Raw genomic sequence first — 16,632 nt, forward strand, 5'->3', positions numbered from 1 at the left:
TTAGCGTATCCGAGTACCAGGCGGCGGCAGCGCGGCGTTCATGACGGCCTTGTGTCGGCGGGGGCGGGGCGGACGGCCTCGGCGGGGGCGGGGCGGATGCCGTCGGACCGGGGTGGGCGGGTGGTGTCGGACGCTGCCGGGCGGGCGCCGTCGGCCTGGGCCGGGAGGGCGTCCCGCGGGTGGCCCCGCCACGCGCGCCACGGCCGGTTGACCGTCTCGCGGTACGTGTGGTGCGACGGGTTGCGGCCCGCGTGCCGGAACGTCCAGTGCTGGGCGTCCAGGAAGTCCTCGGCCGGCTCCGAGGCCGCCCCGCACACCACGCACCGCATCGCGTACGTCACCGGCTCCGCGTCGGGCTCGCGGTCGGCCTGCAACGTCCAGGTGTCGAACCGGAAGACGCTGCGCGGACTCACCGACTCCACCCCCGCTCCCCCGCGTTGCCGCCCGCCTCCGCACCTCCGCGGGACCGGCCGCCGCCCACGGCACCGGCCTGCGCCTCGGCCTCGTCCTCGGACGGGAACCGGATGGCCGACGGCGGACAGGACCACTCGATCCCGCCGCGCGGCGGACGTAGCTGAACGTAACCGGCGTGGGTGTCCATGACCTGCCCCAGCCGGCCGGTGCGGGTGTCGACGACGTAGCTGCCGAGGGGGAATTCATCGTTCACACCCCTACGATGCCCACTTCAGCGGCTTCTGATCAGGATGAGGCGGAGTACGGAGGGTGATCTGCGAGGGCGTCATGCTTACGCCCTGCGATCGGCGGGGTGGTTACTCTCTGTCGCCCCAATTGCCGGATTCCCGCCGTCCGCCCGCCGTCCGCCCTCCGTCCGCCTGCGCGTCCGCCCGCCGTCCGCCCTCCGTCCGCCTGCGCGTCCGCCTGCCGTCCGTCCCCGTCCGCGGGGACGGCCGGCAGGCGGTGGGCGGACGGATCAGCGGGTGCGCTGCCGGATGACCCGGGCCGCGCGGGCCTCCTCCAGCCAGGCGGGGAAGCCGGCCGTCAGCTCCTCGTAGAGCAGGTCGTCGGAGAGGCCCTTGGGGTCGCGGCCCGCGTGGAAGAAGCCCGCGTTGTCCACCGCGCGGCGGTCCGGCACGGGCAGCGCGTCCAGCTTCCGCAGGAAGTCGAAACCCTTCCCCTCCGGGTCGCCGAAGGCGACGAACTGCCAGTAGATCGGCAGGTCGGCGGCCTCGCAGAGGGCCTTCTCGGCCGCGGACTTGCTGTAAGGGCCACCGTCCGTCTGGAAGACGACGAACGCCGGGTCGGTGGCGCCGGACTTCTTGTAGTGCTTGATCACTTCCCGCATGGCCAGGTGATAGTTGGTCCGGCCCATGTGCCCGAGGGACTGGTGCAGTTCCTGGACACGGCCCGCGTAGTCGGTGAGGTCGAGCTCCGCGACGCCGTCGACGTCCGTCGAGAAGAAGACGACGGGGACGGTGCCGTCGTCGTCGAGGTGCGCCGAGAGGCCGAGCACCTGCTCGGCGAGGCGCTGGACGCTGCCGTCCTTGTAGTACTCGCGCATCGAACCGGAGCGGTCGAGCACCAGGTAGACGGCGGCCCGCTGCCCGTCGAGGCCGCGCTTGCGCAGCGAGACGCCGGCGGACTTGTAGAGGCTGACCAGGCCGGGGGCGGAGCGCCGCACCTTCTCCAGGCTGATGGCGGACCCGCGCCCGCCGTCCGCGCCCGCTGGGGGCGTGTCCGCCGTGTCCGCCGTGTCCGGTGTGGTCGGTGCCACCGGTGCGGCCACGGCCGCCGGTGCCGCGGCCGCCGCCGTCATCGCCGGCGACGGCTCCGGCTCGGGGCCCGGCGCCGGCTCGGGCACCGGGTGGGGGTCGGGAGTGGGGACGGGCTCCGGCTGCGGTACGGGCTTGGGCTCGGGCATCGGGGTCGGGGCCGGCTCCGGGTCCGGCACCGGGTCAGGGCGCGGGCCCGGGGTGGGCGGCCCGGGGACGGGGTGCAGCGGGCCGGGGTCGGGGACCCGGTCAGTGGTGGCCTGGGCGGGCACGGCCGCCGCCGGGACCCGGTCCGCCGCCGGCGCGGAGGCGGGTGCGGACGCGGGGGTGGGTGTGGAGGTGGGCGTGGATGCGGGTGCGGTGCTCTGCTGGGGGAGGCCGGGCCGTTCGTCGCCGTCTGTCTTCGACCGGCCGAACGCGTTCCGCAGCAGGCTGCGAATTCCCATGAGGAGAAATCCTTACCTTTGTCTGGAATGTACCTACTGTGCGACTCCGGTAAGGCTAGCCCTAACGCCTCGTCAGTAACGTGCTCCTCGCTGGTCCCGTTTGCCCCGGGTCCGAGGCTGGGCCCGGGGCCGGGCCCGATGCAGCCACCGGAGCGCTGCCCCTCGCCTACCCCGGATCCGCGATCCAATCGCCGTGCGCCCCCACCGGCACCCGCACCGGCAGGTGCACCCGGGCGACCGGTCCCGCGGCGAAGTCCCGGGCGGCCAGCACCAGTAGGTCGGAAGCGCCGCGCTCGGGGTCGAAGGCGTAGGCCAGCACCCACCCGTCGTCCTCCGCCGCCCCCGGCGCCGCCGGGACGAACACGCCCTCGCCGACGTCGCCGCCCGGCGGTACGGGGTACTCGTCGCACGTACCGCGCTCCAGGTCGTACTTGAGCAGCCCGACGCCGCACCCCGTCCGGTCCTCACCCAGCGGCTCGCGCACCGCGTACCCGTAGCGGTGCGCCCGGGCCGCCCGGCGCGGGTCGATCCGCGGGAGTTCCACCGCGCGGTCGTCCAGCCGGAGGCGCCGGACGGTCCGCGCGGCCGGGTCCACGGTCCAGCGCTCCAGGTGGGCGGGCTGCTTGTCCAGACCCTTACGGGAGCCGTCGAACAGCCGCTCGTAGCGGGCCAGGTGGACGGTGATCAGCCCGTCCCGCTCGTAGGCGTTCATGGCGTGGTAGACGAAGCACGGCTCGATCTCCAGCCAGCGCACGTCCCGGGCGGTCCCCTCCCGGGGGAGCACCCCGAGCCGGGCCGGGCGGTCCGGGTCCCAGCCGAAGGCGGTCACCGAGAGGTCGGGGCCGAGGGTGAAGGCGACCGGCAGGTCGTAGAGCAGCACGTGGTGCTCGGTGAGCGAGAAGTCGTGCATCATCGGCCGGCCGGTCACCGGCACCTCGACGTGCCGGCGGATCCGCCCGTCCGTCCCGGCGACCAGGTACCGCACGTACGGCCAGGCCGGGCAGTAGGCGACGGCGTGCAGCTCGCCGGTGGCCGGGTCGAGGACGGTGTGCGCGGCCAGCCCGCCGGGCAGCGTCCCGTGGAAGTCGAAGGGGCCGACCGTGTCGAGCTCGGAGTCCAGCTCGTAGGGGAGCGCCCCGCCCTCGACCAGGGTCAGCAGGTGCCCGGCGAACCGGCGGACGTGGGTGTTGGGCGCGAAGTCCACCAGGTGCCGGGGCCCGTGCAGCACCTTCTCGCCCAGCCGGCGGGCCACCGCGTCGGAGCGCACCCAGCGGTTGCGGTACCAGGCGGCCCGCCCGTCCCGCAGCCGGACGCCGTGCACCATGCCCTCGCCGGAGAACCAGTGGTGCGTGGCCGGATCGTCCACCTGGAGCGGGTTCGGGCCGTTCCGCAGGTAGCGGCCGCGCAGCGCGTCCGGCAGGCGCCCGGTCACCGGGAGGTCGACGGCCGTGATCTCCTCGCGCACCGGCTCGAACAGGCCACTGAGCCAGGGGTTGGCCCCCGGGCCGACCGCCCTGGTGGCGTCGTTCGGCATGTCCCCCACCTCCACCGGTGTCCCGGCCCGCCCCCGCGGAACCTGCCACCACCATCCGGCGGAAGGCGACGTTCGGCCAGACCGCGCCAGGTGTTCGAGGGTGTTCGGGCGTCCCTTCCCCTAAGGGAGACCGTCGATCCCTTAGGGGGAACCCTCGGAAAAGCCGGGGAGTCGGAGAGAGGTCGGGCAGGAGGCGGGCAGGGCAAGGGTCGAGGAAGAGCCGGAGACCGGGCAACCCTGCCGACCCTTTCTCGCCTCTTATCGGGTGAGCACGGCGGAACCGAACACGAGTACCCACGGAATCGGGGGCAGGGAGTGAGAACCGCATGGGCCTGACCAGCAGGTCGCTGATGTACACGGTGGCGTTCGCCGCCGTGTTGTGTGTGGCTCTCATGGTGTGGATCTGGCCGCGGCTCTCCGGGCGGGGACCGCTGCCCGTCTTCGGCCGGCTCGGCGCCATCCTGCTGACGCAGCTGTCGATCATGGCCGCGGCGCTGCTGGTGGTCAACTCCAGCGTCGGCTTCTTCGGCACCTGGAACCAGCTGCTGGGCCGCGTCGACAAGGCCCCGGTCAACGTGACCCAGATGAACAGCGGGAACGGCCCCCGAGCCTCGATCGACGAGACCAGGGACGGCCTCATCCGGCCCACCGGCGGCGAGGACGTCGAGAAGTTCGCCGGCTACCCCAAGGGGCCCGAGGACAAGGTGGGCGCCGTCCGCTCGGTCCGCGTCATCGGCAAGCGGACCCTGGCCGTCAACTCCGCGTACGTCTACCTGCCGCCCGAGTACTTCCAGAAGCAGTACGAGCGCGCCCGGTTCCCCGTCATGGTCGTCGTCAGCGGCTACCCGGGCGGCCGGGTCAGCCTCGCCCGCAACCTCCAGGTCCCGCTGAACGCGGCCCGGCTCCTGGAGGAGAAGAAGATGGCCCCTACGGTCATCGTGATGATCAGCCCCACCATCGCCCAGCCGCGCGACACCGAGTGCGTCGACGTCCCGGACGGCCCGCAGGCCGAGACCTTCCTGACCAAGGACCTCCCCGACGCGCTGCGCAGCACCTACCGGGTCGGCAAGGACGCCACCGCCTGGGGCATCCTCGGCTACTCCACCGGCGGCACCTGCGCCCTCCAGCTCGCCATGCGTGCCCCTGACGTCTATCCGGTGGCCGCCTCCCTCTCCGGGGACCTCAAGGTCAAGAACGACATGGCCACCGGCGACCTCTTCGGCGGCGGCGAGAAGGGCAGGCAGCGCAAGCGCGAGCACGACCTGGTGTGGCGCCTCAACAACCTCCCCACCCCGCCCGTCTCCCTGCTCCTCGCGACCAGCCGCAAGGGCGAGAAGAACTACCACGACACCGAGGAGTTCCTCCGCCTCGCCGCCGAGAAGAAGCTCCGCACCGCGACCATCGTCCTCCCCGAGGGAAGCCACCAGTTCGCCACCTGGCGCCGCGAGATCGGCCCGGTGATGGAGTGGATGAGCAAGGAACTCACCTTCCCGCAGGACACGGAGGGTGGCGGGAAGCCGGGCGGGGAGAAGAAGCCCGGCGAGGAGAAGAAGCCGGAGGAGAAGAAGCCGGAGGAGAAGAAGCCGGAGGACGAGGGGAAGGCCGGCGGCGCCAAGGACGGCGAGGTGAAGGTCGACGGCGACGCCGACGGAAACGCCGGTGGGGACGCCGATCCGAAGCGGCAGGACGACAAGCGGCAGGACGACGAGGAGAACGAGCAGGGCTGACCCCGCCCGTCCGCCGTCCCGCGGCCCTCACCGGCCCTCACCGGTCCTCAGCGCACCGGCGGCCCGCCCGGCAGCTGGCGGGCGAGCCAGGCGAAGGCCTCGGGGTAGAGGGCGGACCAGGTGCGGTAGTTGTGGCCGCCCTTGTCGAGCAGCATGGTCTTCAGCCGCACCCGGCTGCCGGCCGCCTCCCGCTGGAACTCCTCGATGTAGGAGGGCGGACTGTCCCGGTCCTGGCGGGAGGTGGCGAGGAAGAGGGCGACGTCGGCCTTGGTGTGACCGACGAGCCAGGTGGGGCTGTTGTGCCGACGGAGGACGGGGTCGGTGAGGGCCCCGCCGTCACCGTTGAGCGGGTCGGGGTCGAGGGCCGCGCCGGCGGAGAAGACCCGGGGGAACTGCAGGGGCAGCTTCGCCGCGCAGAAGCCGCCGGTGGAGATCCCCAGCAGCCCCCACGACCCGGGCTGCGGCGCGGCCCGGAAGTGCCGCCGGACGAGCTCCGGGACGTCCCGGGCGAGCCAGGTCGCGACCTTGCGTCCGCCCGCGTCGGAGCAGTCGGTGTCCCGCCCGCCGGGGTTGATGACCGGCACGGCGAGGATGAACGGGCGGGTGCGCCCCGCGGCGAGCAGCTTCCGGTACGAACGGGGCATCCGGCCCTGGTCGATCCAGGACTGCGGCGTCCCCGGCACGCCGTGCAGGAGCATCACGACGGGGAACGAGACGCGGCGGTAGCGGGGGTCGTCGTACTGCGGCGGGGTCCACACCAGGACCTGCCCCGACAGGGCGGACCGGGTCCCGTGGAAGTACGTCTCCCGCATCCCGTGGTCGTCCTCGGCGAACTTCGCGTGCTCGGCGGGCGGCCCCTGCATGGCGACGGGCCCGGCACCGTCCGTCCGGCCCAGCAGGTCGTCCCAGGAGGCGTAGAGGCCGTAACTGGTGTTGATCCAGGTGGCCACGGTGCAGATCGCGGTGAGCTGGCACACGACGATCAACAGCACGCGGGTCGTCCAGCGCACCGGCCCGGGGCCCGGGATCCTCGTCCAGAACAGCAGCGTGGCCAGGACGGACAGCACCGTGAAGGCGACGAGCAGGGCGAAGAAGGCGGTTCCGGTGAGGCTGAGAGTCATCCCGCTGTGATCTCCCTCGGTCGGGCCGCCGACAGGCGACGGCACGGCAGACCATAACGACGGAACGTGCGGGTATCGGGCGGAACGGGAGACGAGAACCCGGATGGGTCCGGTGGTCCAAACGGTCATATGTCCGGCGCGGGGGCAACCGGAGGAGCAACCTCAAGTCCTGCTCAGACTTTCGATGCATCCGTAGTGTCGCCCTCCCATCACGAGTAGTTTCCTGGTCAGGGCGGTCCGAATCACCGGCTGTTGTCTGGGAGGCGTGATGGAATCCATGACGCGCAAGGAAAGAAAGACCGTTGTCGTTCTGGCCCTCATAGTGATCGCGATCGTCTGCTACATGATCGGCAACATTCAGCCCTGAGGCTCGGCGCCGACTCTCGAACTCCGCTCACCGCGGGTGCGCCCGCGCATCCGGCACCGGCCGCGCCCCGCGCGCCCGGTGCACTCCGTACGCCAACTCCCGCCCGCGCCCGTCGAACTCTTGCCCGGCCCGCCGCAACCCGCCCGTCCGCGCGACGACTTCCGCTCGCGCGCGGGTCCGCGGCGGGCCGTCGGCCCTTACGGCCCCGCTGTCCTTACGGCTCACCCTTGGGGTCCCGCCTTACGGACCCGCCACCTTACGGACCCGCCGCCGTTCCGTACCGGCCGGTCTGTGTTCGACGGTCCTCCGCCTGCCTCGCAACGGCCACTTCCGGCCGGGCGGAACCCGCCGCGCCGCCTGCCCCGGCCGGCGTCCGGCCTTGCCAGGGGTCGCCCGGACCCGCCGGGGCCGCGGTCTTCGGGGCGTCCCCGCCGGGGGCGCGCACCGGGCGCGGTGGCCGGAGCGGGCCGCCGTACATGGCCGGTTCACCGTCTGCGCCGGGGTGCCCGCGCTGCGTAGGCTCGTCGCGCGGGGGACCGGCCCCGTACCGTAAGGGAGTTCCCGGGCCGGTCCCCTACGGGACGGTCCCGACGTCCCCCGGCTGCCCGGCCCTTGCGGGGCGGTCCTACGATACGTACGCGTCGGTTTGCTTCGGGGCACGCGCGCCAAGGCGTCGGACGACAACGGCCGCGCACCGTCCCGTCGCCGACCGCGCGGTGGGACGGGCTAGCGATGCGGAGGCAGACCGTGGCAAAGCAGGACCGCGCGATCAGAACGCGCCGGACCATCCTGGAAGCGGCCGCGGTGGTGTTCGACGAACGGGGTTACGACGCGGCGACCATCACCGAGATCCTGGCGCGGGCCGAGGTGACGAAGGGCGCGCTCTACTTCCACTTCGCGTCCAAGGAAGACCTCGCCCTGGCGGTCATAGACGCCCAGTTGACGGAGTCGCCCGTCATCCCCGAGCCGGTGGTGGCGTCGAGGATGCAGCAACTCGTCGACATGGGACTGATCTTCGCCCACCGGCTGCGGACGGACCCGCTGCTGCGCGGCAGCGTCCGGCTCACCCTGGAGCACGGCTCCACCACCCTCAACCGCAGCGGCCCGTTCCACGGCTGGACCCAGGTGCACACCCGGGTCCTCGCCGAGGGCAAGGAGCGCGGCGAGGTGCTGCCGCACGTGGAGCCCGCCGACACGGCGGAGCTGATCGTCGGCGCGTACGCCGGCATCAACATCATGTCCCAGGTCGTGACCGGCCGCGCCGACCTGGAACGCCGCGCCATCTCGCTCTACGAGCACGTGATGCCGAGCGTCGCCGTGCCCTCCGTGCTGGCCCGCCTCGACATGGCCCCCGGCCGGGGCGCCCGGGCCCTGGCCGAGGCCGAGCGGCTGAGCGCGGCCGAGACCACCGGGCCGGCGCCGACCCCTGCCCCCGTCGGGGTCGGCTGACCGGGGCCCGGTTCCCCGGACCCCCAAGGGGCGCACGCCCCCTACGGGTCCACCGCCCCGTACGGCCCGGCCATCCCGGGCCGTACGGGGCGCATCCGCCGCCGTCGCCCGGAGGCGCGGAGGGCGTTCCTTCCCTGACGTGGTGCCGGCCTTCTCGGTCGTGGTGCGGGTCTTCCCGGACGTGGTGCCGGCCCGGCCTCGGTCCGGCCCGGCCGGTCGTCAGGCGGTCGCCGCCTCCGCGGGCGCGGGGCCCGGGGCCGTCGTGTCCAGGATCTCCAGGGCGACGGTCAGCGCGGCGAGCCTCCGCTCCTCCGGGTCGCCCGCCAGGTCGTCCAGGACGAGGGCGCCGAAGTGCACGGTGAGCAGGGCGCTCGCACAGCGCACCCGGGTGGCCAGGTCGTCGGCGCCCGAGTGGACCAGCCGGGAGAGCCGGGTGACCCGCTCCCTGAGCCGGGTCCCGATGTCCAGGGTCCGCAGGGACGCCTGGTTCTCCTGCAGGATGCGGAACACCGGCACTGCCTCCCGCAGCTTCTCGCTGTACCTGCACAGGAGTTCGCGCTTCGTCTCCAGCGTGGGCGGCCGGCTCTCGCCCCAGGCGATCAGCTCGTCCACGGGCGCCCCCACCTGGTCCGAGATGGCGACGAGGATGTCCTCCTTCGTCTTGAAGTGGTAGTACAGCGCCGCCTTGGTGACTCCGAGCCGCTCGGCGATCTCCCGCAGGGAGGTTTTCTCGTAGCCCCGGGTGACGAAGAGATCGAGCGCGGTCCGCTGGATGCGCTCACGAGTGTCGCTCCTGCGCGTGTGGGGGGTACTGCCCATGTGGTCCCTGCTCTCCTTCGTTCCGCTGTGCCCGTACTGCCGTCGTCGGAGCGTCCCCCCGCGGCCGCCTCGGCCCGTACCCGTCACCGGCCGGTGGGCCGTCCGCGGCCGCGAGGAGAGAGATCATGGCTCAGGTAACCATCGGTTCCCGGGCCTCCTACCCGGCGGACGGCCCGCCATGGGTGCTCCGGGTCCGCCCGATGCGGGACGGCGCACGTCCGCTTGGCCCTTACACCGGAGTCGCGACGGGGTTCTCCGCCCGCCCGGGCCGGCTCCTTGCCCGTCTTCCGGCTGCTCCCGGATGCTCCCGACACCTAAGGGACGGCCCTTGGCCCTTGAGTGCCGGCCCTTGGCCGGTCCCTGGGCGGCCTGTGCCCGGTCCGCGGGCAGCCCGCCCTACGCGCGTCGACAGCCTGCCGGCAAGCCGTCCGCGGACCGCCGCGGGCCGTGGGCGGAACGGTTCATCCGGATGCGCGAACCGCCCGTCGCCACGGGCGTCACCCGTTCGGAGGTATCGGGGTTCCTCCCCGCCGTCGGCGGGAGCACGGTGGGAGGAACCGGACACTCGCGGCGCCGCCGCACGGACGTCCGGTGCGCCGAGGGAGTGGAACGGCTATGACCGACATGTTCGTGCGGGTCGAGAAGGGCGTCGCGGGCGAGGAGGAGCTCGCCGCCGTGACCACCGTGCTCCTCGCCTGTGCCGCCACCGGCTGCGACGCAGGAGCGGACACCGGTGCCGTCCTCGGGGCCGGGCCGGGCCCCGAGATCTCCGAGTACGGCCTGTCGTGCACCCCCGCCCGCTGGCGGCCGACCGGGTTCACCGGTCCCATCAGCTGGCAGGGCCGGCGCTGAGCGCACCGTGTAAGAGGCATCGACCTAAGGGGCAACGGCCTAAGGGGCAACGGCCTAAGGGGCAACGGCAGGCCCGCGGGAATTCCGAAAATCATCCCGGATCTCTCGGGCGAATTCCCGGAGAGAAAACGCGGCGACCAGCTTCTTTTCGTACCGGAGCTTCTCCGGCCCTTACCCTCCCCATGCCGGGTGTTCACTGGCTCGAATGAGTGAAAGCCCGGAACCTCTCCTTCCGGTCGAAGTTATCCAGATCGCTTTCTCAGTGGGGGCGCTACACGATCGAAAGGCTATGGACGTGCTCAAGAAGGTACTCGCCACGACCGCTCTGACGGTCTCCGCGGTCGGAGCCATCAGCGGCCCTGCGATGGCCACGGGTCACGGTCACGACTCGCAGGACGTCGCCAACGCGAACGGCGCGAAGTCCGGCTACGGCAACACCAAGACCGGGGGCAAGGAAAGCCCGCAGATGAGCCTGATCCAGGGCACGCTGAACAAGCCGTGCATCGGGCTTGGCCGGGTGAACATCCAGAACATCCTGGCCCTCCTCAACGTCGGCCTGCAGGACATTCCGATCCTCTCGTCGGAGCAGGAGCAGGTCTGCACCGAGAACTCGACGATCAACGACGGGGACGACCCGCTGTCGCACCTGCTCGACGACATCCCGATCATCTCGGGCAACGGTTCGGCCAACGGCTGATCCGGCAGAAGAGCACGGGAATCCCCCTGCGGCGGGTGTGCGGGCCCCGCGGCAGGGGGTTTCCGTTTTCCGGGTTCCGGCCGAAGGGACCCCGGCGGAACCCGAGCGCGGCCGAATACAAGCCCGAATGAATGAAGGCCGAATGAATGAAGCTCGATAACTTCCCCCACCGCGCCGGGTTAGGCAAGTAGCGCTCGTAAACCGACCAGAGCGAAGGAACCATCGTGATCAAGAAGGTAGTGGCCACGGCCGCCCTGACGGCGTCGGCAGTCGGCGGATCCGTCGGCCCCGCGCTGGCATCCGGACACGACAGCCAGGACGTCGCCAATGGCAACCAGGCCGTCCAAATGTACGGAAACACTTACACCGGCGGTTACATGAGCCCCCAGATGGGTCTCATCAACGGCTCGTTCAACAAGCCGTGCATCGCCGTCGGAAGGCTTAACCTCCAGAACATCGTCGGCCTGTTGAACCTCGGTCTGCAGGACATTCCGATCCTCTCGTCCGAGCAGCAGCAGGTCTGCACCGAGAACTCCACGATCAACGACGGCGACGACCCGCTGTCGCACATCCTGGACGACATCCCCCTCCTGTCGTTCAACGCCAACGGCAACCACGGCCACTGACCCCGTCGACGCCGCGGAACGAGCCGCCCCCGGTCCGCCCGGGGGCGGCTTCTCGTGCTCGCGGCGCCCCGCCCCTCAGGGGGCCACCCGGGGGCCCGACGGGCGCCGAGGCGCCCCGACGCATCTGACGGACTATCGCGGCACGGTTGGGAGCCCGGCCGTCCCCGGCCGACAGTTCTCGCATGCCGTCGTCCGCCACCGCACGTACCGCCGGGCCTCCCCGCGCCACCGTCCCGGCGTTCGCCCTGCTGGGTGCCGTGCAGGTCGTCCTGATCCTCGCCATCACCATGCTCTCCCCGGCCCTGCCGGCCGTCCGGCGCGACCTGGACCTCTCCGGGGCGGGGCTCACCCTGGTCAGCGCCGCCTACGGGCTGTCCTTCAGCGGTCTGCTGCTGCTCGGCGGGCGACTGGCCGACCTGTACGGCCGCCGCCGGCTGCTCGTCGCCGGCGTCGCGGTCTTCGGGGCGGCCTCCGCGGCGTCGGGCTTCGCCCCCGACTTCGGCACGCTCCTGACCACCCGGTTCGTCCAGGGTGCCGGGGCCGCCCTAGCGGCGCCCGCCGCCATGACGCTGGTCCGGACCCTCCACCCGGACGAGGCGCGGCGCGCCCGGGCCCTCGCCGTCTGGGGCGGGCTGGGCGGCTTCGGGGCGACGGCGGGCACGCTGTTCTCGGGCGCCGTGACGACGTGGGCGTCCTGGCGCTGGACCTTCCTCGTCCCGGCCGTCGTCTCGCTGCTCGTCGTCCTCGCCGCGCCGCGGCTGCTGCCGGCCGGTCCCGCGCCGGTCCGCGTCCGGCTGGACGTGCCGGGGGCCGTTCTGGTGACGGCCGGGCTGTCGGTGCTGAGCTACGGCCTCGTCGAGGCGGGCGAACGGGCGTGGGGTGCCTCCCGGGTCTGGGTGCCGGTCGCCGGCGGCCTGCTGCTGCTTGCTGCCTTCGTCGCCGTCGAACTACGGGTCGCGAAACCGCTGTTGCCGCTGGGATTCCTGCGGTCTGGACGGCGGGCGGCGGCCCTGACGGCGATCCTGGTCGGGTCCGCCGCGATGTCCGCCATCTTCTACTTCCTCTCGCTGTACTTCCAGGAGGTGCGCTCCACCTCGCCGTTGTTGACGTCGGCGGCCTTCCTGCCGTTCGGCGTGGCCCAGTTGGCGGCCGGGCCGCTCGCCGCCCGGGCCGTCCGGCGCCTGGGCGTCCGCGCCGTCACGGCCGGCGGACTCCTGCTGTGCGCGGGCGGGTTGCTGCTGCTCGGGCGACTCGGCGCGCACACCCCGTACGCCGGCACCACCCTGGCCGGGCTGCTCCTCTTCCCCGTCGGCATCGCCTGCGTCTTCTCCGGGGCGACCGTCGCCGCCCTGGAGGGGGTGGGGGACGGCCGGGCCGGGCTGGCGGGCGGGGTCGTCAACACGGTCATGGAGGTCGGGCCGACGGTCGGCCTGGCCGTGCTGGTGACCCTCGCGACCACCCGCGCCGACCGGCTGCGCGACGGTGGGACCGGCGCGGCCGAGGCGGTGTCGGCCGGCTACGGGTTCACGCTGACCGCGGCCGCGGCGGGGTGCGCGGCCGGGGCGGCGCTCGTCGCGTACGCGCTGCGGCGGGGCGGGGACGTCGGCCCTGATGCCGACCCTGATGCCGACCCGGGCTTCGATTTCAGCCCCGACCCTGATCCCGGTCCCGACCCTGATCCCGGTCCCGACCCTGATCCCGGTCCTGACCCTGACCCCGGCCCCAACCCTGACCCCAACCGTGACCCCGGCCCCGGCCGTCAGAGCCGTTCGGAACCATCCGGAACCTTGCAGACATCGGAAACCGAGGAGTCCTCGTCATGAGCCATCCGCCCGCGTCCCCGTCCCCGTCCACCCCTGCTCCCGCCTCCGCCCTCACTGAGACCGAACGTTTCGCCGGCAAGGTGGCCCTGGTGACCGGTGGCGGGAGGAACATCGGCCGGCAGGCCGCGCTGACCTTCGCCCGCGGCGGCGCCACCGTGGTCGTCGCCGGGCCCGGCCTCGCCGATCTGGAGGAGACCGTACGGCTGATCGAGGCCGCCGGAGGCCGGGGTTCCGCGGTGGTCGCGGACGTCACCCGCGCCGCCGACGCGGCGGCCATGGTGGCCGCGGCCGTGGAGCGCCACGGCGGTCTGCACATCGCCTTCAACAACGCCGGGATCTTCGGCAAGCCGGCTCCCGTGGCCGAACAGGAGGAGGACGCGTGGTCGTCCGTCCTCGCGGTCAACACCACCGGCGTCTGGCTGTCGATGAAGTACGAGATCGCGCACATGCGCGCCCACGGCGGCGGCGCCATCGTCAACTCCGCCTCCAACATCGGCTTCCACACCCGGCGGCCGGGGCTCGGGGCCTACGCCGCGTCCAAGGCGGCGGTGTCGGTCCTCACTCGGACCGCGGCGCGCGAGTACATAGGCGAGGGCGTGCGCATCAACGCGGTGAGCCCGGGCGGGACGGACACCCCGATGTCGTTCCGGCCCGGGGAGTCGGTCGAGGACCGCGACGCGCGGGTCCGGGCCGCGGTGCCGATCGGGCGGGTCGCGGAGACGCGGGAGATCGCCGCCGCGGTGGCGTGGCTGGCCTCGGACGAGGCGGCGTTCGTGGTCGGGCACGACCTGGTGGTGGACGGGGGCGCGAGCGCGTAGGCGCCCGCGCCGGCCGGCGAGGGGACGGGGTGCGGGCGGGGTGCGGGGGGTGGCGTGCGGCCGGATAATCCGGGTGATGACGAACTCGCCGTCCGCGCCCCACGCGCCGTCCACCCCGCCCGTGCCCTCCACGCCGTCCGACCGGGTGGAGGACCCGCGGCTGGCCGCCGTCCTGTCCGGGACGCGGCGGCGGCTGCTCGGCGACCTGTCCGAGGTGGGCGCCGGGTTCCCGCTCGTGCTGGCCGGTGGGCACGCGGTGCGGTTCCACGGCCTGGCGCACGGGGTGGGCGGTGACGCGTCGGACGTCGGTCTCGAGCTCGCCACGGACACCCAGACGCCCATGGCCGAGGTGCTGGCGACGGTGCGGGCGGGGCTGGAGGCGCGGGGGTGGCGGGTGCGGGACGCGGCGGCGGAACCGCTCGCCGCGCGGTTCACCGCCACCGACTCCCTGAACGGCGAGGAGTGCGGGGTCGGAATCGCCAAGGAGACGCTGTGGCGGGCGCCGGCCCGTGGCGGGTCCGTTCTCGTCCTCGCCGTGGAGGACGCGGTGGGGATCAGGGTCAGGGCCCTGGCCGACCGGGGGCTCGCGCGCGACCTCGTCGACGTCCACGCGGCGTCGGACCGCTGGTCGCGCGTCGAACTGGAGGAACTCGGCCGCCGCCATGCCCCGGACGCCTTCGAACTGGCCGACCTCAAGGCGCGGCTGGAGGGGCTGGACTGGCTCGGGGACGCCGACTTCGCCGCCTGCGGGCCGGCCGGAGCGGACGCGGAGGGGCTTCGGCGCTGGGCCCAGTTCTGGGCCGACGACATCGGCGAGCGGCTCGCCGAGGAGGCGCCGTATGAGGAGACGCCGTACGAGGAGGAGGACGGGGGAGCCCCTTAGGGGTGCCCTGGCGCGTCCCGGCGGTTGGCTCCCGGTGGTTGGCTCCCGGCCGTCATCTCCCGGCCGTTGGCTCCCGGGCGTTGTCTCCCGGCCGTCATCTCCGCTCGTGGTCTTCCGCGAGCCTCCAGGTGTCGGTGGACGTATCGAAGAGGTACTGGGGGCGGTCCTTGATCGCGCTGGTGCGGAAGGGGCGGCCGCCGTCGTCGATCCGCAGGACTCCGTTCCGGTCGCCGCTGCTCCACTCCAGTTCCAGGTACCACTGCACGTCGTGGCGGTCGGTGTGGGCGACCACGTCGAGGACCTGGGGGTCGGTGGTGGACGTCTTGTAGGGGAAGTCCGTGGCCGGGATCGGGATGTCCCCCTGCACGCCGGCCACCGGCCGGGCGGCCGGGCGGTCGCGGTCCAGGTCGATGTCGAGTGTGGCGGGGGTGACACCGCTGCCGCAGCCGTCCGCCATCACGTAGACCGGCCAGGCGAGGGGCTCCCCCCGGCCCACCACCCGGACGTGGAGCGCGCGCAGCACGACCGCCTGCCGGGACGTGCCCTGGACGGTCAGTTCGAGCTGCAGCCGCCCGCCGGGCACCGCCCGCAGCGCGGTCACCCAGCCGCGGGCGTCCTGCTGGGGCGGGGGCGGCGGGACCTCGGCCGGGGTGCGGCCGGTGAGGAACACCTGGTCGCAGCGGTCGATGAAGGTGTACGGGCTGGTGGTCACCGTCAGGGGCGTCCCGGAGGGCGCGTCAGGGGCGGGCGCGCCGGTCGCCGGGCGCGTCGCCCCGGGGAGCGCCGTCTCGTGCGCGGCGTCCGGCGGGTTCCCCTGCGGGCCGCCCGGCGCGGGCCCGCCGGTGGGGAAGGACGGGAGGGACGGGACGCTCGTGGCGGGCGGTGCGTCCAGGTCGGGCAGCACCGGGGCGCCCGGTGCCGGCGCGGTGGAAGCGGCGCCCGGCCCTCCGGGGCGTCGGTCGACGGAGAGGCGCCGCTCCGTCCTGCCCGTCGGCGAGCCGTCGGCGCTCGCTCCCGTACGGGAGTCGGGCTTGGTGGCCGCGTAGCTGACGACGACCGCCGCGGGGATCGCGACGGCCACGGCGGCGGCGAGCAAGGCACGCCGGATCCGCTTCCGGGCGGCGGCGGGTGTGGGTGCGGTCCGGGAGGCCGAGACGGAACGTTCCGCCACAGCCGCGGCAGCTTCGTCCGGCGCGGATGCGGGCGCCGTTTCGGAAACGGCTGATTCCGGTCCCTGCGAGGGCGTGGCCGCCGGGCCGCCGACGCCCACGTCACCCGGGTCCGCCTCGCCGGCCGCAGGCGCGGCCGGGCCGGGACCGCCGGCGCACCGCTCCTCGGCGAGCGCGTCGGGGGTGGCCCTGGCTGCCAGGGGTCGCTCGGATGTGGCGGGCGTGGGTGGGGAAAGGGCACTGTCCGACCCGGGGCGCTCGCCCGTGCCGGGTTCCCCGCTCGCGACGGTGCACCCGGCCGCTGCGGCGGCCGGGGCTTCGTCCGGCGACCCTCCCGGGCCGGCCTCGCCGCGCGTACCCGTACACCTGGCCGCTGCGTCGTCCGTCCCGAGCGTTCGGACAGCGGCGGGTATCTCCCCCGCGCCGCCGCGCTCGCCCGTGCCGGAGGGGTCACCCGCGTCGGCAGATCCCCTCACGCCGGACGGTCCGTCGGCTGCGGCGGAAGACCCGGCTGTGCCGGATGACCCGGTCGCGCCGGCTTGCCCGCTTGCGTTGGACGCACCGGTCGGGG

The 16,632-nt window shown here is 73.5% G+C and carries 15 protein-coding genes; 8 read left to right on the forward strand and 7 right to left on the reverse strand.

Annotated elements, in window-relative coordinates:
• Positions 1–38: 38 nt before the first annotated feature.
• The 4 genes from JNW98_RS00805 to JNW98_RS00820 form a co-directional block, all read right to left on the reverse strand.
• The gene (locus JNW98_RS00805) at positions 39–413 is read right to left on the reverse strand and encodes a DUF7848 domain-containing protein (protein ID WP_223766080.1); all 375 of its coding nucleotides are present in this window, start codon (positions 411–413) and stop codon (positions 39–41) included.
• Positions 410–667, reverse strand: coding sequence for a hypothetical protein (locus JNW98_RS00810; RefSeq protein ID WP_223766081.1), 258 nt, complete (start codon positions 665–667; stop codon positions 410–412). Before JNW98_RS00810 ends, JNW98_RS00805 begins: the two co-directional genes overlap by 4 nt.
• A gap of 264 nt (positions 668–931) precedes the next feature.
• On the reverse strand, positions 932–2,176 hold the full coding sequence (locus JNW98_RS00815; protein WP_223766082.1) for a VWA domain-containing protein: 1,245 nt from the start codon (positions 2,174–2,176) through the stop codon (positions 932–934).
• 166 nt (positions 2,177–2,342) lie between these two features.
• Positions 2,343–3,710 carry a carotenoid oxygenase family protein gene (locus JNW98_RS00820; protein WP_223766083.1) on the reverse strand — a complete coding sequence of 456 codons (1,368 nt, stop codon included), beginning with the start codon at positions 3,708–3,710 and terminating at the stop codon, positions 2,343–2,345.
• Between the two features lie 326 nt (positions 3,711–4,036).
• Between JNW98_RS00820 and JNW98_RS00825 the strand changes: the two genes are divergently transcribed.
• Positions 4,037–5,437, forward strand: coding sequence for an alpha/beta hydrolase (locus JNW98_RS00825; protein ID WP_308015431.1), 1,401 nt, complete (start codon positions 4,037–4,039; stop codon positions 5,435–5,437).
• 47 nt (positions 5,438–5,484) lie between these two features.
• Here JNW98_RS00825 and JNW98_RS00830 read toward each other — a convergent pair whose 3' ends face one another.
• The gene (locus JNW98_RS00830; protein ID WP_223766084.1) at positions 5,485–6,558 is read right to left on the reverse strand and encodes an alpha/beta hydrolase; all 1,074 of its coding nucleotides are present in this window, start codon (positions 6,556–6,558) and stop codon (positions 5,485–5,487) included.
• A gap of 1,114 nt (positions 6,559–7,672) precedes the next feature.
• Between JNW98_RS00830 and JNW98_RS00835 the strand changes: the two genes are divergently transcribed.
• Positions 7,673–8,374: a ScbR family autoregulator-binding transcription factor gene (locus JNW98_RS00835; RefSeq protein WP_223766085.1), complete on the forward strand. Its 702-nt coding sequence runs from the start codon at positions 7,673–7,675 to the stop codon at positions 8,372–8,374.
• 219 nt (positions 8,375–8,593) lie between these two features.
• Here JNW98_RS00835 and JNW98_RS00840 read toward each other — a convergent pair whose 3' ends face one another.
• Positions 8,594–9,193, reverse strand: a complete 600-nt coding sequence (locus JNW98_RS00840) for a TetR/AcrR family transcriptional regulator (protein WP_223766086.1) — start codon at positions 9,191–9,193, stop codon at positions 8,594–8,596.
• A 615-nt stretch (positions 9,194–9,808) separates the two neighbouring features.
• Here JNW98_RS00840 and JNW98_RS00845 point away from each other — a divergent pair.
• From JNW98_RS00845 to JNW98_RS00870, 6 genes are all read left to right on the forward strand, one after another.
• Positions 9,809–10,045 (forward strand): acyl-CoA carboxylase subunit epsilon, encoded by a 237-nt coding sequence (locus tag JNW98_RS00845; RefSeq protein ID WP_223766087.1) that lies wholly within the window; start codon positions 9,809–9,811, stop codon positions 10,043–10,045.
• A gap of 295 nt (positions 10,046–10,340) precedes the next feature.
• Positions 10,341–10,742, forward strand: a complete 402-nt coding sequence (locus JNW98_RS00850) for a rodlin (RefSeq protein ID WP_308015439.1) — start codon at positions 10,341–10,343, stop codon at positions 10,740–10,742.
• A gap of 224 nt (positions 10,743–10,966) precedes the next feature.
• Positions 10,967–11,368 carry a rodlin gene (locus tag JNW98_RS00855; RefSeq protein WP_223766089.1) on the forward strand — a complete coding sequence of 134 codons (402 nt, stop codon included), beginning with the start codon at positions 10,967–10,969 and terminating at the stop codon, positions 11,366–11,368.
• A gap of 182 nt (positions 11,369–11,550) precedes the next feature.
• The gene (locus JNW98_RS00860; protein WP_223766090.1) at positions 11,551–13,191 is read left to right on the forward strand and encodes an MFS transporter; all 1,641 of its coding nucleotides are present in this window, start codon (positions 11,551–11,553) and stop codon (positions 13,189–13,191) included.
• Positions 13,188–14,009, forward strand: coding sequence for an SDR family NAD(P)-dependent oxidoreductase (locus JNW98_RS00865; RefSeq protein ID WP_223766091.1), 822 nt, complete (start codon positions 13,188–13,190; stop codon positions 14,007–14,009). The genes JNW98_RS00860 and JNW98_RS00865 overlap by 4 nt, the downstream gene beginning before the upstream one ends.
• Positions 14,010–14,181: 172 nt before the next feature.
• Positions 14,182–14,892 carry a ferredoxin reductase domain-containing protein gene (locus JNW98_RS00870; protein WP_372459137.1) on the forward strand — a complete coding sequence of 237 codons (711 nt, stop codon included), beginning with the start codon at positions 14,182–14,184 and terminating at the stop codon, positions 14,890–14,892.
• Positions 14,893–14,986: 94 nt separating this feature from the next.
• On the opposite strand, the gene JNW98_RS36460 is transcribed toward JNW98_RS00870, so the two are convergent.
• Entirely contained in the window at positions 14,987–16,063 is a 1,077-nt protein-coding gene (locus JNW98_RS36460) for a transcriptional regulator (RefSeq protein WP_223766172.1), read from the reverse strand.
• Positions 16,064–16,632: the final 569 nt, after the last annotated feature.

It is taken from the genome of Streptomyces huiliensis (genome assembly GCF_020037025.1).
GTDB lineage: Bacteria > Actinomycetota > Actinomycetes > Streptomycetales > Streptomycetaceae > Streptomyces > Streptomyces huiliensis.